At 41.4% G+C, this 22,232-nt stretch carries 17 protein-coding genes; 1 reads left to right on the top strand and 16 read right to left on the bottom strand.

Annotated elements, in window-relative coordinates:
* Positions 1-33 precede the first annotated feature (33 nt).
* The 10 genes from I2H87_RS11795 to I2H87_RS11750 all read right to left on the bottom strand — a co-directional run bounded on the left by I2H87_RS11795 (position 34) and on the right by I2H87_RS11750 (position 9,856).
* The gene (locus tag I2H87_RS11795) at positions 34-1,803 is read right to left on the bottom strand and encodes a recombinase family protein (protein WP_195610090.1); all 1,770 of its coding nucleotides are present in this window, start codon (positions 1,801-1,803) and stop codon (positions 34-36) included.
* 37 nt (positions 1,804-1,840) lie between these two features.
* Complete coding sequence (locus I2H87_RS11790) at positions 1,841-1,999, bottom strand: SHOCT domain-containing protein (RefSeq protein WP_117504853.1); 159 nt, start codon at positions 1,997-1,999, stop codon at positions 1,841-1,843.
* A complete protein-coding gene (locus tag I2H87_RS11785; protein ID WP_011527995.1) occupies positions 1,986-2,363 on the bottom strand; it encodes a type II toxin-antitoxin system PemK/MazF family toxin in 378 nt (125 codons plus the stop codon). Before I2H87_RS11785 ends, I2H87_RS11790 begins: the two co-directional genes overlap by 14 nt.
* Positions 2,364-2,965: 602 nt before the next feature.
* Entirely contained in the window at positions 2,966-3,436 is a 471-nt protein-coding gene (locus tag I2H87_RS11780) for an RNA polymerase sigma factor (RefSeq protein ID WP_195610089.1), read from the bottom strand.
* Positions 3,437-3,926: 490 nt separating this feature from the next.
* A complete protein-coding gene (locus I2H87_RS11775; RefSeq protein WP_101874530.1) occupies positions 3,927-4,097 on the bottom strand; it encodes a cysteine-rich KTR domain-containing protein in 171 nt (56 codons plus the stop codon).
* A 94-nt stretch (positions 4,098-4,191) separates the two neighbouring features.
* Positions 4,192-5,217, bottom strand: coding sequence for a sensor histidine kinase (locus I2H87_RS11770; RefSeq protein ID WP_173695081.1), 1,026 nt, complete (start codon positions 5,215-5,217; stop codon positions 4,192-4,194).
* A 2-nt stretch (positions 5,218-5,219) separates the two neighbouring features.
* A complete protein-coding gene (locus I2H87_RS11765) occupies positions 5,220-5,885 on the bottom strand; it encodes a response regulator transcription factor (RefSeq protein WP_195610088.1) in 666 nt (221 codons plus the stop codon).
* Between the two features lie 82 nt (positions 5,886-5,967).
* Positions 5,968-8,529, bottom strand: coding sequence for an ABC transporter permease (locus tag I2H87_RS11760; RefSeq protein WP_195610087.1), 2,562 nt, complete (start codon positions 8,527-8,529; stop codon positions 5,968-5,970).
* On the bottom strand, positions 8,519-9,205 hold the full coding sequence (locus tag I2H87_RS11755; protein WP_009243486.1) for an ABC transporter ATP-binding protein: 687 nt from the start codon (positions 9,203-9,205) through the stop codon (positions 8,519-8,521). The genes I2H87_RS11760 and I2H87_RS11755 overlap by 11 nt, the downstream gene beginning before the upstream one ends.
* A 120-nt stretch (positions 9,206-9,325) precedes the next feature.
* Positions 9,326-9,856 (bottom strand): PadR family transcriptional regulator, encoded by a 531-nt coding sequence (locus I2H87_RS11750; protein WP_147598130.1) that lies wholly within the window; start codon positions 9,854-9,856, stop codon positions 9,326-9,328.
* A 128-nt stretch (positions 9,857-9,984) separates the two neighbouring features.
* On the opposite strand from I2H87_RS11750, the gene I2H87_RS11745 reads away from it, so the two are divergent.
* The gene (locus I2H87_RS11745; protein ID WP_147598129.1) at positions 9,985-11,376 is read left to right on the top strand and encodes an MATE family efflux transporter; all 1,392 of its coding nucleotides are present in this window, start codon (positions 9,985-9,987) and stop codon (positions 11,374-11,376) included.
* 70 nt (positions 11,377-11,446) lie between these two features.
* On the opposite strand, the gene I2H87_RS11740 is transcribed toward I2H87_RS11745, so the two are convergent.
* The 6 genes from I2H87_RS11740 to I2H87_RS11715 form a co-directional block, all read right to left on the bottom strand.
* Positions 11,447-11,617, bottom strand: a complete 171-nt coding sequence (locus I2H87_RS11740; protein WP_004614788.1) for a cysteine-rich KTR domain-containing protein — start codon at positions 11,615-11,617, stop codon at positions 11,447-11,449.
* Between the two features lie 54 nt (positions 11,618-11,671).
* Positions 11,672-13,591, bottom strand: a complete 1,920-nt coding sequence (gene tet(O), locus I2H87_RS11735; protein ID WP_137327922.1) for a tetracycline resistance ribosomal protection protein Tet(O) — start codon at positions 13,589-13,591, stop codon at positions 11,672-11,674.
* 366 nt (positions 13,592-13,957) lie between these two features.
* A complete protein-coding gene (locus tag I2H87_RS11730) occupies positions 13,958-14,332 on the bottom strand; it encodes a TnpV protein (protein WP_003831705.1) in 375 nt (124 codons plus the stop codon).
* A complete protein-coding gene (locus tag I2H87_RS11725; protein ID WP_195610086.1) occupies positions 14,313-21,563 on the bottom strand; it encodes an LPD25 domain-containing protein in 7,251 nt (2,416 codons plus the stop codon). Before I2H87_RS11725 ends, I2H87_RS11730 begins: the two co-directional genes overlap by 20 nt.
* Before the next feature lie 34 nt (positions 21,564-21,597).
* Positions 21,598-21,822, bottom strand: a complete 225-nt coding sequence (locus tag I2H87_RS11720; protein ID WP_009320318.1) for a hypothetical protein — start codon at positions 21,820-21,822, stop codon at positions 21,598-21,600.
* Positions 21,815-22,024 carry a hypothetical protein gene (locus I2H87_RS11715; RefSeq protein WP_009320319.1) on the bottom strand — a complete coding sequence of 70 codons (210 nt, stop codon included), beginning with the start codon at positions 22,022-22,024 and terminating at the stop codon, positions 21,815-21,817. The genes I2H87_RS11720 and I2H87_RS11715 overlap by 8 nt, the downstream gene beginning before the upstream one ends.
* Between the last annotated feature and the right edge of the window lie 208 nt (positions 22,025-22,232).

Genomic DNA, 22,232 nt, shown 5'->3' with positions numbered 1-22,232 from the left:
ACGGTAATGTCGATATATGCGTCAGGAGTTTTTCTAACCAGCATTACAACCGTCTCCACATGTGTCGGAGCTACTATGTAAACACAATTTGTCATCCTCGACACTTGCATAGGAACACAATTCTGCGTCCGTATGTACAGCCGCAGCGTTTTTACGCTTTGGCTTAAAATCTTTTGCATTAAGATTTGAGTGGATACCAGTTTTATATACAAAAGTTATCTTCAACGGATCTTCCACTCCTTCATCATTATAACCGCCGATAATTATTCTTTCAACTACACTTTCAAAAACCACTCTATCGAAGCTCTCCAATAGTTCTCCAGAATTTAAGTTTTTCCGAAATTCTCTTATCCTTGTTTTGGTACTCTCCTGATTTTTGCTCAACTCAACCAACTGCAACTGTTCGGCTTGAAGTTTTTTTAACTGCTCCGATAACTCCTGATTTTTCTTATCATAAATATCCCTGTCGATATTGTTATCAAGCCTTAAGTCAAGCAGTTTTTCTTTTCTTCGCTGCAAATCTGTCATTTCTTTTTCAATCTTCGGCAAGCGTTTCAAAGAAGCGTCGTCTTTGAGAATATCCTCAACTTTTTGAAGAAACTCACTCACAACCTCATGTTGATCGGAACATAAGAGCTGATAGCTTTTTACAAAAGCATTTTCAATTACTTCTTCAGGTATGCCTTTACAATGTGGGCAATTCTTTTTTCCATGTTTGGTAGCCGTCACACAATGCCAGATTGTCTTAGTATAAGCAGAACTACTGTGCCAATTTCTTCGGCTTAGTGTACCTCCGCAAAAACCACATTTAATCATACAGCTAAAAGCATATTTCCTGCTAAATTTGTTCCGCTTCTGACCTTCCTGATGTACACCACGATTAACATTTCTTTTTGCAAGTATCTTCTGTGCTTCTTCAAATATCTCCTCACTGATAATTGCTTCGTGATGGTCACGGATATAAAATTTATCTTCCTCTCCAAAGTTTTCCAACCGTCTTTTAGAAATAGGATCAACCGTAAATGTTTTACCTAACAGCAAATCGCCTTTATATTTTTCGTTTTTAATAATACCGATTACTGTGGATTGCACCCACCGTGAGCTTCCATATTTTGTCTTATAGCCAAGATTCTCAAGCTCATTGGCTATCACTGTACACCCCGCCCCTTCTATATACCGATTAAAAATATATCTCACAATTTCAGCTTCTTTTTCGTTGACAGATATGCTTTTCGTATCTTTATGATAGTCATATCCCAAACATCCTTGAAAACCTACAAGTTCTCCTCGCTGCATTTTCATTTTCAAGCCCTTTTTGACATTGGAAGATATATTCTCAACTTCCTGCTGTGCAACAGAACTAAGTACCACCAAAAGCAGTTCTCCATCCATTGTTAAAGTATTGATATTTTCATCCTCAAAGAAAACAGCAATGCCTTTCTCTTTCAGCATACGAACATATTTCAGAGTATCTAATGTATTTCTGGCAAATCTCGAAATGGATTTTGTAATGACCATATCAATATCTCCATTCATACAATCGTTTATCATTCTCTGGAAATCCTCTCGCTTTGTTACCTGCGTTCCTGTTATGGCTTCGTCAGCATATATGTCAGCTAAAGACCATTCTGGTTTTTTCTTGATTAAGTCCGTATAATACATAACCTGTGACTTATAGCTGTTAAGCTGATCCTCGCTATCTGTACTAACACGGCAATAAGCAGCAACTCTCAGTATCTCTACCTTTCTACCACGAATACGATTTTCGTTACGGTTTGCTTTAATTACTTGAACATCATTCATACGATTATACCTCCGATATTTTATTTACTGATAAGTATTAAGCCGCAAGATTTGAAACGACATTGAAATCACTCATAAGCCGTTTTTTTATGGCTTCGTACTCATCTACCGTAATTAAACCGTTTTTCTTTAACTTCTGCAAACATGCAAATTGAATACTATAATGTGCAAATTTCTGTCCATTACTTTGCTCCATCAAAACACCCCTCTCCGTTCATTGCAAGACTAATGGCAAGAGCCTTATCAACTCTTGCCATTATGTGGTCGGGCATCAGCCCTATATACTGTTTTAATCTCTGCTTATCAATCGTCCTTATCTGTTCAAGCAGAATAATTGAGTCCTTATCGAGCTTATCAAAATCTTTCACCTCTGTATGTGTCGGGAGTTTTGCTTTCGTATGTGTACGACTTGTTATCGGTGCGACAATAATTGTTGGACTATGCCTGTTCCCCGTATTATTAGAAATAGTAAGAACAGGTCTCGTACCACCTTGCTCTGAGCCAATGACGGGATTAAGTGTTGCGTAGAAAATATCCCCACGCTTGATAATTCTTTCCATAAATATTCAGACCTCCTATCTGGTTTTAGGTAAGAAAGAACTTACCTATGTAACAGCCAGACAAAAGGAAGTATTTAATATTGGAAGATCATTAGCAAAATCTGTTCCTATGACTACCTTTTATCTGGCTTTATGATAGAAGCATCTCAATTTGTCCTCGACACCCCGAAATGCAATGTGTTCATAGAACACAGGGAAGTCGCCAAACGGTCAGCAGCGAACTGACACCACGGGAGTTTCACCCCTCTGACGGTCTGCCAGAGCCGCCCTCATTGTCTGCGACGGTTTTATCACGCTCGGACTTGTGACTGGACGGGAGTACCATTATTCTCTTTGTGGGTTATTGCGAAATCGGAAGCAATCCGATATTTTCAGTCGGTAATGAATGAGATCACCCCCTTTCATCGCTCGCTGCTTCTTAACAGGTCTTGGCGTACCGCTGCACACGCTTATGCTCATCACAATCACAAAGAGGAAGTATTTGACGAATGGATATTCGGTTGTCAAGGATCACTCCCGTTTTCGCCACACAAAGCAAAACAGGTGGAAGGAATTTAATCCCTCTCACCTGTTTGCTCACTCAAAGTCCATAACACAAGGCACTATTTCAAAAATTTTTTTAAAGTTTTGATTGCCGCATAGATAGAGCTTTGAATAGCCTGATATTTACATCCCTCAAGCTCTGCGATCTGTTCATAGTTCAACTCTCCGAAAAAATACAGAAGCAGCCTTCGTTTTTGTGTTTCGGGCAGTTTTGAAATTGCCTTATGTAACTGCTCATATTCCATACTCCTTGAAACGGTTTCCTCAAGACTTTCTTCCTTATAAAAGGCTCGGTCATTTAAGGAGCTTTCTGTCAACTCAGAGTGTTCAATGTGCCTGCTCACTCGATTAAGATAGGAAATGTCCTCAAGCTCAAAACGGTTAAACAGGTCATACAGCACTTTATCTATTTCAATATTTTGCATTATCCCCCGCCCATCTTTAAAAGAGAGGTAATATCTGCCCTCTACAATCATCGGCGTATAAGGGTTATGCTTGTCCTTTTTTCGGTTAGGATGTTTTTCATTCATTTTTCGTTCCTCCAATCAATCTGAATTTTTGAAATTTCAGATTGATCGGCGGAGAACGACACCCTACACCCCAAACAGGCTTACGCCTTAATTCAACAAAAAACGACAAAAGAAAAACCGCAAAGGCTGTCAGACCTTTACGGTTATAAGAAATATCAATTCTATTATATAGATATTTAATATCTATTCTTGGAGCATAATTTCCCCAAATGGAGATAAGAATTTTTTTAACAAATTATCCTCATCTCTATCGAACGGTATGTAAATAACTGCTGCTTAAAATCAGCAGCACAGTGTTATCAGACCAACACATAAGAAATCCCTCCAAACTCAAAACAGGTCTGGAGGGATAAAATAGCCATCTGAGCATGACAAAATTGCCCACCAAAACACCGTTTTTTTTATTTGGCGGACTTGTCAAATTCTATATTTATGTAAAAAAAGAGCCGATGACTTATAAGGTTATCTCACAAGTTCATCGGCTCTGCGTCTATGCGTCTGGCTCTTTGATGACGGTTATATGTAATTTCTTTGCATTTATTAAAGTTTCTTTCTTACATTTCGGACAATAAAGAGGATAATTTTTTAAAATAGTATCTTCTCTAACTCTATCACGGGTTTTGTTGCCACAAATCGGGCAAATTATCCATTCTGAAATCATAAATTATCCATCTCCATTTATCTTGTTTTATTTGATCTTTCAATTTTATATTTACTATCTTGACAAATTCATATCGTACACTTATCTGGAATTACTATTGTTCTCTAAACTTTTTCAAAAATAAAGAAAATGTTGTACCTTTTTCATCGGATGCCACCTTGATATACCCGTTCTGCTTATTCACAATATCACGGGTAAGATATAACCCGATTCCCACACCGTCAACTCCTGCTGACTGCTTTCCACGGTAAAATCTGCCGAAGATTTTTGCCTGTTCTTCTTCAGGAATGCCAATTCCGTTATCGGATACATCCAATCGCAAATACGATGGATATTCGGTGATTTTCAAGTCCACAACTCCTCCGCTTGGTGTGTATTTCACAGCATTGTCAAGTACATTGGTAACAGCTTCTGCCGTCCAGTTAAAATCAAGCAGGGCTTCAAAGGTCTGCCCACAATCAAAGGTAATCGTAATATTTTTGTCCCTTGCTTTGGCATAAACCGTTTTTACTGCTTGCATAACAATATCATTTAAACTGCTTTGTTCAGGTTTCAATCGGATAATGCCACTTTCCAAACGGGACATTTTAATCAAACTGTTTGTCAAAAAAGTCAGCTTTTCAAGGGACATCTGCAAGGTGGCAATATATTCACTTCTCTCCTCATCGGATAACCCTGTATCACCTAATAACTGTGCAAAGGTGTTTGCCGCTGCTACGGGCGTTTTGATTTGATGCGAAATATCGGAGATTAAAGTTTTGATCTGTTCTTTCTCTTGTGTCAGCATTTGATTCTGTGCCTTTAAAATATTGCGGAGTTTTAGAAGTTGGTGCTGCAGCCGTGCGGTCAGGGTATCCTCAGCCTCTGAAAAGACCGTCCGTTCCTGCTGTTCTACCAAAGCTTCAATGAGCAGCGTAATCTCCTCTAACAGATTATCATTATAGCGGTTGTGCAGAAAGTCCAGCAGGAACAACAGACCACATAAAAATACAAATACAAAAGAGATAAAAAGCGTACGGAAAAGGATGTCCTCCATAAAAAAGAACACACCAACAGATACCACCGCCGTAGCAGTACCTGTAATTAAAATCAGTTTTCTGTAAATTTCAAAATGCTTCATCGTCATTCTCCAAAAGAGTAGCCCATGCCAAAAACTGTTACAATGTATTCCTGCTTTTCATCATTCAGTTTCTGCCTTAGCCGCTTAATATTCACACGCACGGTATTATCATCAACAAAGTTTCCGTCTATATCCCAAAGCTGTTCCAAAAGCATCGCCTTTGTAACAACCCTTCCCCTGTTTTCCATTAGATAAAGGAGCAATTTGTATTCTGTTGAGGTCAAATGTATTTCCTGTCCCTTCATTAAAACAAGACACTTTTCTTTATCTAACTCTAAATCTCTGTATTTCATACGAAATTTTCCTATGCCAGTTCGTTTTAGAACTGCCAATACTTTTTTTCGTAAAACTTCAATAGAAAAAGGCTTTGATATATAATCATCACAACCAACGCCAAACCCTTCCAACATATCTTCTTCCGTATCATTAGCGGTTAAAAATAATACGGGTGTTTCCGATGTTTCCCGAATTTTCTTACAAAATTCCAAACCATTGCCGTCAGGCAGGTTAATATCAAGCAGAAACAAATCATACTTTTGCTGTTGGTATTGCTGCAATGCTTCCAAATACCCATAGACTGCTGTAACCGTATGCTCGTCTTTTTTTAAGGCGATAGAAATACCCTTGCTCAGAATTTTATCATCTTCAAGGAGAAAAATATTTGCCATAGCCGTAAAACGCACCACCTTCCTCAATATGCAAAATTGCAGGAACAGACGCAGCAACGCTGCGTCCGTCCCGCAACCTCATTTAATTATCAAAATTGTGCAGTCTTTCAATGACCGTTTCATCAGAAGTTGCCTTGTAAACAATGGCAGGAACGCTTAAGCAAATTACAAAGATTGCTGCGATCAAACCGATGACAAGAGCAACAGGGTATTTAAATACTGCATAGTTTGCCATATGCGGAACTGCATCTGCCACCAACATTAGGAAGGCATTTCCAAAAGTCATAATCAGCAGAGTAGAAATCAAAGCATAAATACCGCCTTCTAAAGTCAATATCTTCCTGATCTGCTTTTTCGTTGTCCCGATACTTTCCATAATGGCAAATTCATTTTTCCTTGCCACCACACCCGTCAGCATTACATTGACAAAATTAATCAAGCCGATGACAATCAGCAGAATTGCAGCACCGTTTCCCAGCAAACTCAAAGAGTAGTTCATCTGTTCAAATTGTTCTTTCTGATTAACAGAGGATCTAAGCTGCCATTCTGATTCAGTCAAGGTACTGTTGATTGCCTGTAATTCGCTGTCAATTCGCTCTAAGTCGTTGAAATCCTTAATGTCAACACCGATTGCGGAAATGATTGGTTCTTTTGTCAGGCGTTCCATACCCGCTTCGCTGACAAAGATAATATTGGGCACCATATTAATGTCCTTGCGTCTATCAATACTATCGGAAAGATTATTCGAGTAATCGTCATAGTAAAAAGCTCCGCCAATTTTGAAATTAGTTGCCTTGCCGTCAGTGCTGTCGGCGGTCAGCGTCAGCGTTTCACCCACTAAAGCGGTATTGGGCGCATTATATTCAGTATCTTTTCCCGCAATCGCTGTTTCGCCACGCTTAAATGCTTCCATGTCAATGGGCGTATCAGGATGCTCCGCATTGTATTTTTCCAACGCCTTGTCATCGTCAAGGGTTGTAATATAGCAGCCGTAGTCACCGGCATCAGCATACCCTTTCATTACCTCCAACATCTGTTCATAAGATTGTCCTTTTGCTTTATATTTGCTGTCCTTATATTGAATTTTCATAAAGTCTTCTAAAGCGGTTTCATCAAAGTCAATTCCTGCCCAGACTGTCTTTTGAATATCTACATTTTCGACACCATCGATTTGCTTAATCTGTTCCACAAAATGCTCGTCGAATTGAGGTACCTCCTTGTTGAGCTGCTCGGCTTGCTCAAACTGAATATCAGTGTATTCAAAGTTATAGTCCATATATTCCTTAATAAAGTTCTCAGCCGACATACTGCTTATAACCCCGTTTACACCTAAAATCATAGTAATTCCCATAAACAAGGACATAAACACAAGGACAGCACGCTTTTTGTCACGGAATACATTGTGGAACGCCATTATGTGCAGTTTGCCGCCGTTGGTGGAATTTCTGCTTTTTGTTTTCTTCGGTGCAAAATTCTGAAACTTCAATGCTTCTATTGGCGAAATTTTTGCAGCCGCTTTTGCAGGAGCATTGCAGGCAATCCAAACGGTTACCGCTGAAAAGATTACGGACAAAATATAGATAGATGGATGGAAAAACACTTCGGCATCCATCATCGACTTGCCCTGTTCAAAACCCTCGTTCAACACAAATGGAACAATTCCAAAGGAAACAGCGGTGGCTAACAAAATACCAATCGGGATACCAATGCAGGCAAACTTAACTGCCTGATTTTTTACCAGTGATTTAATCTGTTTTTGCGTTGTTCCAAGCGTTTTCATCAAACCGTAAAAACGGGTATCCTTTGAAATGGATATATACAAAACATTGTAAATAAGGAGATACCCGCTGCCAATGATAAAGAATACCAATAGGATTACCATTGCGATCACTGAACCGCTTGATGATTTCATGGAAACCGCACCGCCGAAAGATTGATTTTCGTTAAGCTCCACATCTTTTTGAATACGATAAAAATCATCAGGCATTTTATTCAACGACAAGGAAAGAACGCCGTCCTCTTCCATTGTATAGCCTGCATTTTTGCAATACGCTTCGGAAACAAAGCCCATTCCCGTGCCTGTATAGGAATGAAACCATCCGCTTAATGTGAATTTTTTTTCCTGCTGACCGTTTTTATCATAATAGGACAGAGGGATTTCCATATTCAGCTTCGGCTCTTTCATTCCAAGCTGTGAAAGAGCATCCTCTGACAGCATAATTTCATTTTCATTTGAAGGATATTTCCCTTCTATATCTTTGATTGTTTCTTTATAGTGTTTATCCCATTCAGTAGTGTCGTAATACGAAAGTGCGATAGAAAGATCACGCCCCTCGTCATTCTTCTCGGCAACCGAGCCAACCATATACTGAGTACCGACGGTTTTAACATATTCCAAATTCTTAATTTGCTGTTCCTGCTTTTCTGTCGGCATCGCAAGGGACGCATTAGCGGTTGTGCCTGCGGTACGCACCTGCATTAACTTCATATTTTCCATATAGTTAATGCCCAAACTAAACACGGTAGTAATCATAAAGGTAGTAAGAACGATCGCAAACACCGCAAACAGGTTACGAATACGGTTTGCTTTCATCATTCCCTTTTCTACTCGCTTAACTGCTTTTTTATTTCGGTTAGCGTGCATATCTGACACCTCCCGAAACAACCTTGCCATCCTCAATGCGGATTGTGCGGTCTGCCATTTGAGCGATTTCCTCATTGTGCGTGATCATAATGGTGGTTTGGTGGAACTGACGGCTGATCGACTGCATCAGCAAAATAACATCCATACTTGTTTTTGAGTCCAGATTTCCAGTCGGCTCATCCGCAAGGATAATGGCAGGCTTTGTCGCAAGGGCACGGGCAATCGCAACCCTCTGCTGTTGACCACCTGAAAGATTATTCGGCATATTCTTAAGCTTTTGTTCTAAGCCAAGAGTATGGATAATCTCTTTTACAAATCTTGTATCGGTCTTGCCACCGTCGATCTCAATAGGATACACAATGTTCTCATATACATTAAGAACAGGAAGCAGATTATAATTCTGAAAAACAAAGCCAATGTTTCGACGCCTAAAAATCGTCAGTTCCTCGTCTTTCATTTTCAACAGTTCTTTTCCTCGGATAGTAACACTACCAGAAGTAGGACGGTCTAACCCGCCGATCATGTTAAGTAGTGTAGATTTACCGCTGCCTGATGTACCGATAACAGCAACAAATTCGCCTTCCTCTACGGAAATGGATACCCCATCCAAAGCATGGACTTCGTTTTCTCCGCTTCCGTATATCTTTCGTAAATCTTTTGTTTCAAGTATTGCCATATGAAAACCTCCAAATTTCTGTTTTTATTTTGTAAGTTCAGTATAGCAACCACTTCTTACAATCTCATTACAATCCAAACTAAAAAATAACAGCATCTCTTTTGTTCCTACCATGCACTTTTACGAATTGATTTCTTTTTTTAATGAAACAATCCATTCCTCTATTGCCTCTGCCAATGTGTATTGTTGCTGTAAAACTGCCATACCCGTAACAGGAATATCTTCTTTACTTTTTTTCAAAGTAATATTTTCTTCCAGATATTTTTTCAATACCTCCATACTGCTCTCAATATTATCCAGACATTCTTGCTGTCTTTCTCTGGGCATACTGTCCAGATTTACAATGACAGCATTAAAATCCAAAAAAATGTTTATCGGCTTACAGGATATTTCAAGCATCAATTTTTCAAACTGCTGTTTCCCTTCTTCAGTTAAAGAATACACTGATTTTTCTGGCATTTTACCCTCTTTTTCAATATGACTTGAAATATATCCTTTTTCCTCCAACTGGATAACTTTTTTATAAATAGACGGGGTACTAATTTTTACCCATTTTGAAATATTGCGGTACTCTACCAACTTTTGAAGGTCATACGCACTCAGAGGTTCTTTCTTTAACATTCCCAAAACAATTAAGTCAATGGTCGCCATATCAATTTCCTCCTTTACTCTCTTGACAACTACTATAAATTATAGTAGAATACCACTTGCATTTCAACTACTATAATTTATAGTAGTATATTTTATTCTATATGTCAAGTGAAAGGAGAAAGAACACTATGGACAATCAAAACAGAAAATTGGAGTTATTGGGCAATGCTCCAATTCCAAAAGCCCTTTTAGCTATGGGTATTCCAACAATGATTGGTATGCTCATCAACGCCTTGTACAATCTTGTTGATGCCTATTTTGTAGGCGGCTTAGGCGAAAGTCAAATGGCTGCCATCTCGGTTGTGTATCCTCTCGGTCAAGTAGTCGTCGGCTTAGGATTACTTTTTGGTAATGGGGCAGCATCCTACATTTCTCGACTGTTAGGACAAAGAAATAAGGATCAGGCAAACAAAGTGGCAAGCACTGCACTATATAGCAGTCTTGTTGGCGGTGCAATTATGATTGTTTTATCAATCCTCTTTTTGAACCCCATTCTAAGACTTTTAGGTGCAACAGAAAGTGTCCTTCCTTATGCGGCTACCTATGCCGGTATTTACATTGCTTCTTGCATTTTCAATGTTTTTAATGTCACAATGAACAATATCGTGACAAGTGAAGGATCAGCAAAAACTACAATGTGTGCCTTGTTGTTAGGTGCAGTCCTCAATATCGGGTTAGATCCATTATTTATATACACTTTTAATTTTGGTGTTGCAGGAGCTGCTATTGCCACAGCAATTTCTCAGGTAGTATCTACTCTTGTGTATCTGTTTTATATTTTCAGACAAAAAAGTGCTTTTCAGTTTAGAATAAAGGACTGTACCTTTTCTAAAGAAATTCTATCTGAAATTTTCAAAATTGGCGTTCCGACACTTGTATTTCAATTATTAACAAGTATTTCCATCTCTCTAATAAACAATGCCGCAGGTAATTACGGCGATTCAGCCATAGCGGGAATGGGCGTTGTTACCCGTCTTATATCTATGGGCAGCTTAACAGTATTTGGTTTTATCAAAGGTTTTCAACCGATTGCAGGTTACAGTTATGGGGCGAAAAAATTTGATCGTCTGCGTACTGCAATCAAAATTTCCATCTTATGGTCAACTATTTTTTGTGTGATCGTAGGTTTATTATTCAGTCTGTTTTCTACGACTATTGTTTCACAGTTTACAACTGGAAACACAGAAATGATTCACATTGGAGCTTCCTCTTTAAGAGTAAACGGTATTACATTTATGCTGTTTGGATACTACACGGTATATTCCTCTTTATTCCTTGCTCTTGGAAAAGGAAAAGAAGGGTTTATTCTTGGATCTTGCCGACAAGGTATCTGCTTCATTCCCGTTATCTTAATTTTTCCATTTATATGGGGATTAAACGGTATTTTATATGCACAGCCGATTTCCGATGTTCTCTCTGCACTTATTACAGTATTTATGGCAATCCCTTTGCATAGAAGTTTAGCTGTTGCCGAACAGAAAATGAAGATAACAGCTTCTATCCCCTGTGACAGGCAATAAAATCAAGCATAAAAGTAGTAACAGAGCCGATGAACTGTGAAACATTTCTCAAGTTCATCGGCTCTGCGTCTTAAGCGTCTGGCTCTTTGATGACAGTTATCTTCAAGTTGTCAACTTTAATCAATCTTTCTTGTCTGCATTTTGGACAATAAAGGGGATAATTCTCCAAAACAGTGTCCTTCCTAATTTTATTACGGGTTTTGCTCCCACAAACAGGACACAATATCCATTCGCATTTCATCATAATTAGTCTCTAATCCTTTCAAATCTCATTTTATATGACTTTTGCAAGCTGTTAAGCTAACTTGTGGAACATATGCCGAACCTTATCTATACGGCTATTCGGGCGGCGGGGTTGGCAAATAAATTTACCAATAGCTGGCTGGTATCCTTTTAACTCTGTCAAGCAGACTCCCTGCCCATTTGTGAAATAAGTTAAATCGTTCCTGTATTCTTGAATACATCTAGCAGGGATTTCTCCTTTCAGAATGACCTCGTCATTCTTTATCTGAGTACTTACAATATCTGCACAATACCTTGGAGCATCATGATACGCCCGTGAGAGATATTCCTGCGGTGCATAAATTTCAAAGTGGAGATATGGCTCTAATAGTTCTGTCCCTGCTTTTTTTAAAGCCTGCTCCAATACGATAGGGGAAAGCAGCCGAAAGTCTGCGGGGGTACTTACAGGACTATAATACAATCCATATTCAAAACAGATTTTACAGTCTGTCACTTTCCATCCATACAGCCCCTGCTCGCAGCCATAAAGAACCCCCTCCATAACCGCATTTTGGAACGATTGATTTAAATATCCAAGTGAAACTCTGCTTTCATACTGCACTCCGCTTCCAATAGGGAGCGGCTCTATGGACAACCCGACAGAAGCCCAGAAAGGATTTGGCGGGACTTCTATGTGGATGGTATATTCTGCTTTTCTAAGCGGTCTTTCCATATATATAACAGTAGGCTCTTTTATTTCTGCCTCCACATGATATTTTTCCTCAAGGATGGCACAAATGACTTCCATCTGCACATTCCCCAAAAAAGAAAGTATAATCTCATGCGTTGTAGTATCCACATAATATTTTAAAAGAGGGTCGCCATCTGAAATTTCTGTAAGTGCCCCAAGCAATATTTCCCGCTGTTCAGATTTCTTTACTGCAATCGTTGTTTGGAGCATAGGGAGAGGATTTTCAATAAATTTTCTCTGCGGCAACAGCATTCCGTTCCCCAAAATACTGTTTAGCTGCAAAACATCATTTGGTAAAATTACAATATCACCAGAGCAGGCTGTATCGGATGAATATAATTCACCGTTTGTCGGAACACACATCTCTGTGATTTTTATTTTCTCTTTTTCAGATATTCTAATAACATCCCTCAAATGCAATGTTCCGCTATATATACGCACATAAACAAAACGCCGCCTTTTCTCTGAATATTCAATCTTAAAAACCTGCCCGCATAGTTCAGATTGACCTTCAGGCGTTGATGAATAAAATTTACTGGCAATCACTTCTATAAGCTGCCGAATCCCCAGATTGTTTTTAGCGCTTCCGTGATAAACGGGAAATAACGTTCCGTTTTGGAATCTCCTGTTTTCTTCCTGTTCCAGTTCTGACATTTTAAACGGTTTCCCTGACATATATTTCTCTAATAGTTCATCGTTTCCCATAATTACCGCATCCCACTGTTCCATATCGTCATTGTCCGTTACATTTATATGGGGATGCTGCCCAACCTTTTGCTTCACTATAATTTCCGAAGAAAGCTTTGCTTTCATTTCCCGATATACCATTGGCAAATCAATCCCCTCTTGGTCAATTTTATTGATGAAAAAAATTGTCGGAATCTTCATTGTCTGTAGTGCATGAAACAGTATACGGGTCTGTGCCTGTATGCCATCCTTTGCAGAAACTAATAATACTGCTCCGTCTAATACGGATAAAGAACGGTATACTTCCGCCAAAAAATCCATATGGCCTGGCGTATCTATAATGTTGACTTTTACATCCTCCCACTGAAAAGATGTCACTGCTGTCTGGATAGTGATTCCCCTTTGACGCTCCAAATTCATGGTATCTGTCCTTGTTGTGCCTTCATCTACGCTCCCTAGTTCTGCAATTGCACCACTGGTATACAATAAACTTTCCGTTAATGTTGTCTTTCCTGCGTCAACGTGAGCCAGAATGCCTAAGTTAATTATTTTCATGTGATTTTCCTCCTATCAACACCCAAAAAAGGGCATAAAAATACCCAGTGATAAATACTCCTATCACTGGGTAAATAACTCCAATAGCCCCAAAACACTTATATGTTTTCGGGCATATAAAATTACATGATAAAAGTATTCTTAAACTGGGTACAAAAAACTAAGCCCCATATTAAAAGTGAAACGGGACTGCTACTTTTTGTTCCCACTATCAAATTGACAGTTTATTTAAGAATACCTTGCCGCATATTTATTAACTCCTTGTATAATACTGAATCTAATTATATTCCTTAACCCTTTATTTGTCAAGCTGACAAACTAAAGCAGAAAAAGCGGCAGGATTTCCCCCTGCCACTAATCATCTGTTTATGCAAAAATAATTTCCTTTTCCACAATCTCCCTCGCACAAGCCCTTATGTTATTGAGGCATCCTGTCCATTCTAAGGCGTTTTCTGCCTTTAGCTGTTCCGTTATGCCCTGTGCCTGTTTCATACCCTCTATGAGCCTTTCAAAGCGTTCCTGTGCCTGTCTGTCAATGTCGGCAAGGTAAGCGTTAAGTCTGCCGCTTGTAAGAAGATTGGTGTATGTAACTTTACAGTGATGCTTCAGATAATCCAAATGCCGCTGTCCCCAGATGCCTATCGGCTGTTCTTCTTCGGCGGGTACAGTCAAACACGGTATTAAGTAATCGCCTTGCCTTTGATATTTGCCGCCCATTTCCTCAAAAATTGTCTTTGCCATTGTCTGTTACCTCCACATTCTTTTTTATTTTGAATGTCCGCAAAATCCGTCCTACATCGCTTGGTCGCCACGGGCAATCTAAATTATGGAGTGCCACAAGCCTGTCCTGCACATTCGTACCTGCCCCCATCTTCTGGGTAGAGCCTAACAAAATACGCACCTCGCCGCTTCTGACCTTCGCAAATAACTCTTTTTTCTGCACATCGGTAGTCGCTTCATGGATAAAGCGTATCTGCTCAGCAGGAACGCCACGGCGGATCAGTTTCTCCCGTATATCATCATAAACATTAAATGAGCCATCATTCTTCGGCGTGGAAAGGTCGCAAAATATAAGCTGTGCCGCCTTTGTGTCAGCGTATTCCTCCCAAATGCGATGCACATTGTCGATACAGGTGTTGACCTTGCTTTCTGGGTCGTCAGGCAGCATCGGGTCAATCATTCTCTGGTCAAGGGCAAGTTTTCGTCCGTCATTGGTCACTTTCAGCATATTATCGACCTGCGGCTCAACAAGCCTTGCCCTTATCTTTTCTGCCCGCTTAGCAAGAGAAGCTACCATTTCTATCTGTATCTCACTTGGCTTGGTCTTGATATTGTGATAGTTGACCTTTGGCACAGGGAGTTTTAACATATCGGCAGTCTGAATATCAGCTACTTCTCGAAACATTAACATCAGCTCTGGCAGGTTATAGAATTTCGCAAACCTTGTCTTTGCTCGGTAGTTTGTCCCTTCAGGGGCAAGCTCTAATGCTGTGATGGTTTCACCAAAAGTGGACGCCCAACTGTCAAAATGCTGCAAACCGTTCCTTACAAGTGTATCATACTGCAAGTATCTCTGCACGGAGTACATCTCGACCATTGAGTTACTGATCGGTGTTCCCGTAGCGAAAATCGTGCCACGGTTGCCTGTGATTTCATCCAGATAGCGGCACTTCATAAAGAGGTCAGAGCTTTTCTGGGCTTCGGTCTGGGCAATACCGCCCACATTTCGCATCTTGGTATAGAGGTAGAGGTTTTTGTAAAAATGGCTCTCGTCAATAAAAAGCCTGTCAACGCCTAACTGCTCAAAGTCAATCACATTGTCCTTTCGTTTGGTATCGTTGAGTTTTTTGAGCTTCTGCTCAATGGCTTTCCTTGTTTTCATGAGCTGTTTGACTGTGAACTGCTCGCCATTTGATTTCTGCACATCTTCAATCCCACGCTCAATATCGTCAAGCTGTTTCTGAAGCTGCTCGTACTGCCTTTCCACGCTCATCTGAATTTTTTCAAACTGGGAATGTCCGATGATGACCGCATCATAATCGCCTGTGGCAATACGGGAACAGAACTTTTTTCGGTTCGCTGTTTCAAAGTCCTGTTTCGTTGTCACAAGGATATTGGCAGAGGGATACAGCCTTAAATACTCAGACGCCCATTGTCCGACTAAGTGATTTGGCACAACAAACATGGACTTATTGCACAGTCCCAGACGCTTGCTCTCCTGTGCGGCAGCGACCATTTCAAAGGTCTTGCCTGCACCTACCTTATGGGCAAGAAGTGTATTCCCTCCATAAAGGATATGGGCAATAGCGTTCACTTGATGCGGTCTTAACTGAATTTCTGGACTAATCCCGCCAAAAGTGATATGGCTTCCATCATACTCACGGGTACGGATACTGTTGAAAGTGTCGTTATAGTAACGGACAAGGCGGTTTCTTCGCTCAGGGTCTTTCCATATCCAATCCTGAAACGCCTGTTTAATCACTTCCTGCTTTGCCTGTGCCGCTGTGGTTTCCTTATGATTGAACACCGCTTTTTTGTTTCCGTGTTCATCATACACATAATCAAAAATACGGGTATCTTTCAGATTCAGCGTGTCCTCGATAATACGATAGGCGGAAGCTCTTTTCGTACCGTAAGTGCTGTCCGCCTTGACATTCCCGTAATCGGAAGTTTTATTTTCGATAAACCAATCGCCATTATATGGTGTATAGCGGACTTTGATCCTGCCTCTTGCGTGTTGTGACGGGGTTAAAAGTTCCATCACAAATTGCTGAATATCCTCCTGCGGTATCCAAGTCGTACCAAGACGCACAGCGATTTCACTGGCAGGCAGGTCTTTGGGAATAACCTGTTTTAAGGCTTCCACATTGACAGACAGCGACGGGTCTTGCTTTGCCGCAATTTCTGCAACCGTCAGCTTTTCCCTTACATTTCCAGAAAGGTACTCATCCGCAGTCACATAACGGGCAGGCTCGGCATTGGGTACACGAAAGATAACGCCCTGCAAATCTGCAATCAGTTCCTCCTGTGTTTTCCCTGTAAGCTGTTCCATATAACCTAAATCAACACAGGCTTTTTCTCCAATAGAAAGGGCAAGGGCTTCGCTTGCGGTTTCCACAGAAGTTGCAGTACGGTGCGGTTTGATCGTCCGTTTCGTGAACATATCCGCTTTCCGCTTAAATTTCCCATCATCGTCAAGCACTTCAAGGGAACATAACAGAAAATAGCTTTCATCGGATGCAAAGGCAAGATAATTCCCTCGGTTATTGATAAGCCCGTACTTCCCCGTAAAGGTATCATACAAGCGGTTAAGCTGTTCCTGCTCCTTTCGTATCGCTTCATCAGGGTAATCGTTGGTCTGATAGTCAATGAGCCTGCGGACAGAGTCCCTGATCTCCACCAATCCCTTGATACGGTTTTCGGCAGTCATAGATACTTTGGCAGGGGTCATCACATCATTTTCTCGGAAGTAAACCTTGCCATCCACTAAAGTATAAGAAAAGTTCCGTACCAAAGGGTCGGCAGGAATACTCTCTGCCTGTTCATCGGAGATTTCATCAATCTGATTTTCCTGTGCTGTGATTTCCCCATTGATACGCTGCACCGCTTCCGATAAAAGCTCGGAAAGGGAATGTTCTTTATCTGCTTTACAGGCAGTATCCATACCGAAACGGGTGCTTTCCATCTGCATTGTTCCAAGCACCATCTCTGGATGCTCTACAAAATAGCGGTTCATTGTGATCCCATTCTCGTCCGTGTCAAGGTGTACCCACTCTGGCTCTATCTCCATAACTCGGTCACGCTTTTTTAAGATCAGAATGTCACTTGTAACTTCCGTTCCCGCATTGGCTTTGAAGGTGTTGTCTGGAAGCCGTATCGCCCCTAAAAGCTCGGCTCTCTGGGCGATATATTTTCGTACTTCGGGACTTGCCTTATCCATTGTGCCTTTTGAGGTAAGGAGCATTACAACGCCGCCTGCTTTTACTTTATCAAGGGCTTTTGCAAAGAAATAGTCGTGGATAAGGAATTTCTGCTGTTCGTAGCGGCTGTCGTTGACCCGAAAATCTCCAAAAGGTACATTGCCAAGCACCACATCAAAATGATCGTCTGGCAGTTTGGTATCTTCAAACCCCTGTACGGCGATGGTGGCTTTCTGGTAAAGCTGCTTTGCAATCCTGCCAGTCAGATCATCAAGCTCCACGCCATAGAGCTTTGATCCTGCCATCTTTTCAGGGATCAGACCAAAGAAGTTTCCTGTGCCACAAGACGGCTCTAACATATTTCCTTTCTCATAGCCCAGACGGTCAAGCACCTCATACATCGCCTTGATTACCACGGGCGGAGTATAAAAGGCAGTAAGTGTCGATTCCATTGCCGCACGATATTCCTCTGGGGAGAGGTTCTCATAAAGCTCTATAAACTCATCTGCCCACGCTGCATTATTTTCATCAAATGCCTGTGACAGACCTCCCCAGCCGACATACTTTGAGAGAATTTCCTGTTCCTCTGGCGTTGCAAGGCGGTTTTCAATCTCAAGCTCGTGAAGTGTCTGGATCGCTGCGATGTTGTTTCTGAATTTCTCCTTTGCACCGCCCACGCCTAAAGCATCATCCGTAATACGGAAGTTTCGACGGTCATCAGACGGAACAGGAACATCTACATTTTCTTTTTCGGGTGGTAATACTTCCCGTTCCAAAAGGCTGCGGATATAACCAATTTTCTCCACACGGTTTATCGGAATACCTGCTTGATTTTGGAAAGTCACATCCCGCATTGACACATCACCGCTGATTTCGCTGATACGCTCGATCACATAGCGGCGGTTATCAAGAACAATTTCCCTGCCGATAAAGTCATCCTCTATTGGCTCACTCAACTGTTCCCTTGAGCTTTCCAGTTCTCTTGCGTTTAATCTATCCGTATCTTTTGGTACTGCTTCGGTCTTTTCCTCACGATAAAGTTGATTATATTTTTCAGCCCGTTCTAACACGAAACTTTCAAAATCTGAATGAGAAATGTCGGCTGCTATCATATCAGCAAGGCTAAGATACTCTGTATAATCCGTGCATTTACCATTCTCATAAAATTTCATACGGTAGTTCTCAAGATCGAGCATAACCATAAACTTACGCTGACCATCCTCAGTAGTAGCCGTCGCAATCTCTATTTTTGACAGGTCAGAATAATCCACCCTATCAGATTGACCATATTTTTTATAGGCATAGTCATCAATGAATTTTTTAGCCTGCTCTAATAGTTCTTCTTTCTCTTTATACCAATAACTTTCAGACGCCATAAATGCATCAAGCTGCATTTCATCTTCTTGCGACAATTCGGTGTGCTGTTCCAAATAGGGAATAAACACCTCACGCCCCCACCGCAGGCTTTCCATCTTTTTCCGATACGCATCCTCGCCCTGCTTTTTCCACTCTGGGATAAACGGACAGTTCGGCGACAGGCAATAGTCATAATGGTTTTTCAAATGAGCAATTAAATCGCCCTCACCGTCACCGATGTCAAATCGCCCATCATATCGGAAGTTTTCTCCATTGATTACTGCGTTTATCTGAAAGTCAGTTTTTTTATACCACCCGACTTTTTTACTCTCATCCTGCCTTTCACGGTGTTGTTTCTCATCCAAAATACCGAGTAATTTATTTCCTAATGCAAAACTGATCTCAATATCATCGCCTAATCCGTCTGCATAAAAGCAGGGATGTTCGGAAAAGCCGATAGAAAATTCTAAGCTGTCAGGCTTTTTCTCGGTGAGTGTTTCTGATTTCTGCCTGTCGGTTACTACGACTTTGAGATGGTCATTAGCAGGGTTTTTGTTCAGAAGTTCGCTTAGTTTCGTATGATTGTACGCCTGCATCAAAATCGGGAACTGCACATTCTGCAAAGTCACCCTATCCTCAGTCACCGACTGCACTTCATATTTGTCTGCCCCCAGATACACCACATCGCCCTCGTGACAGAGGTAGTGCATTGGATGCAGCTCCGTCAGTTCTTTGGAAAAATACCACGCATTACTGCGGCTGTAAGTGTCGCTCGTTTTACCTTGTACCAAAGCCAGAAAATCAAGAAGCTGTTGCACCGTCGCAGGATCAGAAAGCTGTTCCTCCATCTGCCTGTCATTTATATTGGCAAGGTCGGTACGATTTACCTGCGACAAAAGCTCTTTTTCATAACCGTCCAAATCACGGATAAAATCAGACAGACGCAGGGCAAGGCTGTCCCGTTTGTCAGCAGGGGAAAGTGCCTGCTTAGACTGGATAAACCGTTGTCTTACAAGTTTTCTCTGGGTGTCGATTTCATACTGCGGTGCAGATACCTGTTCCAGATAGTCCGCATAATGGTCTTTCTCTTTTGGGTTTAAATAGCGGTCATTCTTGATAAGCTCACGCAGGCGTTTTTCCACCTTCGACCAAGATAATCGCAGGTCTGGATCAGTATAAGAACCCTGTTTTTCAATGGCGATTCCTTTACTGTCTGCCCATCTTCCGCCCTGTGTCCCGTCTGGAAAAATGTGTGTTCCGCCGCCTGTACCATATTCCTTTTTGAGAAATTCAATGTTTGTTTTGCTGTCACTATTTTTCTGAAGCTGACGATAGATGCGGTATTTGCTCTTATCATAACTACTGCCCATTTGCAAAACAGAGTCAATATCTTCCTGTGAAACGACAAAAGCAGAGGACTTTTCATCCTCTGCCTGTGTGATTTTTTCTATCTGCTGTTCAACCGTTGGAAGATTGGCACTTACTTCTTCCTCATTGGCAATGCTTAGCTGTAAATCAGTTCCGTCAAGATGACTTCCTCCGCTTGGCTGCGGATGTTGTTCATCAATCCTACCCACTGCATCGGGGCTTTTTCCTTCAGTTCCTCCGTCACGCCCTGCTCCATTGAGAGCTGCTTCGTCAGAAGCTCCAACCGTTTGAGTGCCGTCTGTTCCACCTCGTAAAGATGCTGATTTAGCATCCCCTCTGTCAGCAGGTTCAGATAGGTCACTCTCTTGTGCTGCTCCAGATACTCCCTGTGCATCATAGCGTATCTGCCAAGCGGAAGCTCTGGCTCTGTCGGTAATGTTAGGTCGGGAATAAGATAATCCCCCTGCCTTGTGTATGTGATTTCGCTCATTATTTTCACTCCTTTCGGGCTGTTTTCTGCCTACATCATAACGGGATTGGGACTTTGGTGCAAAGGTGCGGTTTTCTCCTCTTGCTTCCATTTGCACATTTCGGATAGCTGCGGAAATTTCCCGAAGTGCCATCTCCGATATATCGCTCGTGGCAATCCCGATTGCATTTATCGTATGGGGCGTATTGAAATTCACAATGTCGGCAAAATCTTCTCGGTCAAAATATTCCTTTACATCCAGACCGCAGCGGCTCATCAGCATAAATGCCACGCTGTTGACCGCAAGCCTCTTATACAGCACTTCAATGTTGTATTCATCCAGTCCCTCTAAAAAACTGTCTTGAGTTACGCTTTTGAGCTGTGACAGGTAATCGGGAAGATTGTCCTCCACAGCGTTCTCAGCAGTCTTAAAAAGTGTTTCCGCCAAGTCTGTTTCTTCAATCTCTCCGAAACGGTCAGAAAGCCTTTCCTTTACTGCCTGCTCATATCGCTCATCCATCTGCCAGATCGGAACAGGACGACTTCCATAATAACCCTCGTGGGTATCGGATATATCAAAGTAGTATTTCAGCGTGTTCCTACGACCTTTTGGGTCGAACACGGCAATCCCTTTGCTGTCTTTATTTACCCACCGCTTAAAGAGTTTATTCCAAGTGCCAAGCTCTGCCACAGCTACGGCATCGGGGCGTTGAGCATAGATTAAGAGCTGTTCGTCAAAGCGGCACTTATAGTTGCGGCAGGCAGAGGACAGAAAACTCTGCCACGCCTGCGGACTTTTCGCAACCGACACGCCTGTACGCCGATACAGCTCCGTGATTAGCTGATACTTTGCAGCCATTTTCTTTACACCTCCTTGTTATCTGCCCCTGCGATCAGGCAGGAGCGTAACTGATTTTATTGTGTTTCATTCGTCTGATAAAGTCTTTGGTGTCATACAGAACACCGTCAATCTCTGTGTGGTTTTCATCTACATAGCGGCAAAGGACACATTGTGCATCCCCGTTTTCAGAAAACAGCCGAAGCATACCTCCGTCTGGAACAGAAACTTCAATCCCGTTTTCTTCATTTTTGAAATGGATCATTCTTTTTTCACTCATTCATACCACCACCAAGAAAGGAAATGACCTTGTTCGATTTGATACTCTTTTGCAGGTCGTTGATCAGGGTAATATCTGCCACCGTAATGCCCTGCATGGAAAGAATATCGTCCATTGTCATAGAAGCGATTGCCTTTTCATCTGCAAAGCCTGCTTCAAAGACTTTATTCAAAACCTTTACCGCTTTCTGGTTGACTGCCATTGTCCCATCCCTCCTATCGTTCATAGTCTTTGTGCTTCGGTGCTTTTGTTGCCTGCGGCTCTTTACTGATCGGATCACAGGCTGCACCGTTTTTGTGCAGAAACTCGGCAAACTCACCGATATGATACAGGTGATGTTAGAATATAAATAGTACAAAATAAACATGACCATTTTCAATAAATAGTATATGATAGTCATAGATCAAGGA

This window comes from Mediterraneibacter glycyrrhizinilyticus (genome assembly GCF_015560805.1).
GTDB lineage: Bacteria > Bacillota > Clostridia > Lachnospirales > Lachnospiraceae > Schaedlerella > Schaedlerella glycyrrhizinilytica_A.
This window is presented reverse-complemented; position numbering and strand designations above follow the sequence as displayed.

Bases quoted from the DNA above. Each gene is read 5' to 3' on its own strand.
- I2H87_RS11795 (WP_195610090.1), bottom strand. From the start codon at position 1,803: ATGAATGATGTTCAAGTAATTAAAGCAAACCGTAACGAAAATCGTATT.
- I2H87_RS11790 (WP_117504853.1), bottom strand. From the start codon at position 1,999: ATGGAGCAAAGTAATGGACAGAAATTTGCACATTATAGTATTCAATTT.
- I2H87_RS11785 (WP_011527995.1), bottom strand. From the start codon at position 2,363: ATGGAAAGAATTATCAAGCGTGGGGATATTTTCTACGCAACACTTAAT.
- I2H87_RS11780 (WP_195610089.1), bottom strand. From the start codon at position 3,436: ATGAATGAAAAACATCCTAACCGAAAAAAGGACAAGCATAACCCTTAT.
- I2H87_RS11775 (WP_101874530.1), bottom strand. From the start codon at position 4,097: ATGATTTCAGAATGGATAATTTGCCCGATTTGTGGCAACAAAACCCGT.
- I2H87_RS11770 (WP_173695081.1), bottom strand. From the start codon at position 5,217: ATGAAGCATTTTGAAATTTACAGAAAACTGATTTTAATTACAGGTACT.
- I2H87_RS11765 (WP_195610088.1), bottom strand. From the start codon at position 5,885: ATGGCAAATATTTTTCTCCTTGAAGATGATAAAATTCTGAGCAAGGGT.
- I2H87_RS11760 (WP_195610087.1), bottom strand. From the start codon at position 8,529: ATGCACGCTAACCGAAATAAAAAAGCAGTTAAGCGAGTAGAAAAGGGA.
- I2H87_RS11755 (WP_009243486.1), bottom strand. From the start codon at position 9,205: ATGGCAATACTTGAAACAAAAGATTTACGAAAGATATACGGAAGCGGA.
- I2H87_RS11750 (WP_147598130.1), bottom strand. From the start codon at position 9,856: ATGGCGACCATTGACTTAATTGTTTTGGGAATGTTAAAGAAAGAACCT.
- I2H87_RS11745 (WP_147598129.1), top strand. From the start codon at position 9,985: ATGGACAATCAAAACAGAAAATTGGAGTTATTGGGCAATGCTCCAATT.
- I2H87_RS11740 (WP_004614788.1), bottom strand. From the start codon at position 11,617: ATGAAATGCGAATGGATATTGTGTCCTGTTTGTGGGAGCAAAACCCGT.
- I2H87_RS11730 (WP_003831705.1), bottom strand. From the start codon at position 14,332: ATGGCAAAGACAATTTTTGAGGAAATGGGCGGCAAATATCAAAGGCAA.
- I2H87_RS11725 (WP_195610086.1), bottom strand. From the start codon at position 21,563: ATGGCTGCAAAGTATCAGCTAATCACGGAGCTGTATCGGCGTACAGGC.
- I2H87_RS11720 (WP_009320318.1), bottom strand. From the start codon at position 21,822: ATGAGTGAAAAAAGAATGATCCATTTCAAAAATGAAGAAAACGGGATT.
- I2H87_RS11715 (WP_009320319.1), bottom strand. From the start codon at position 22,024: ATGGCAGTCAACCAGAAAGCGGTAAAGGTTTTGAATAAAGTCTTTGAA.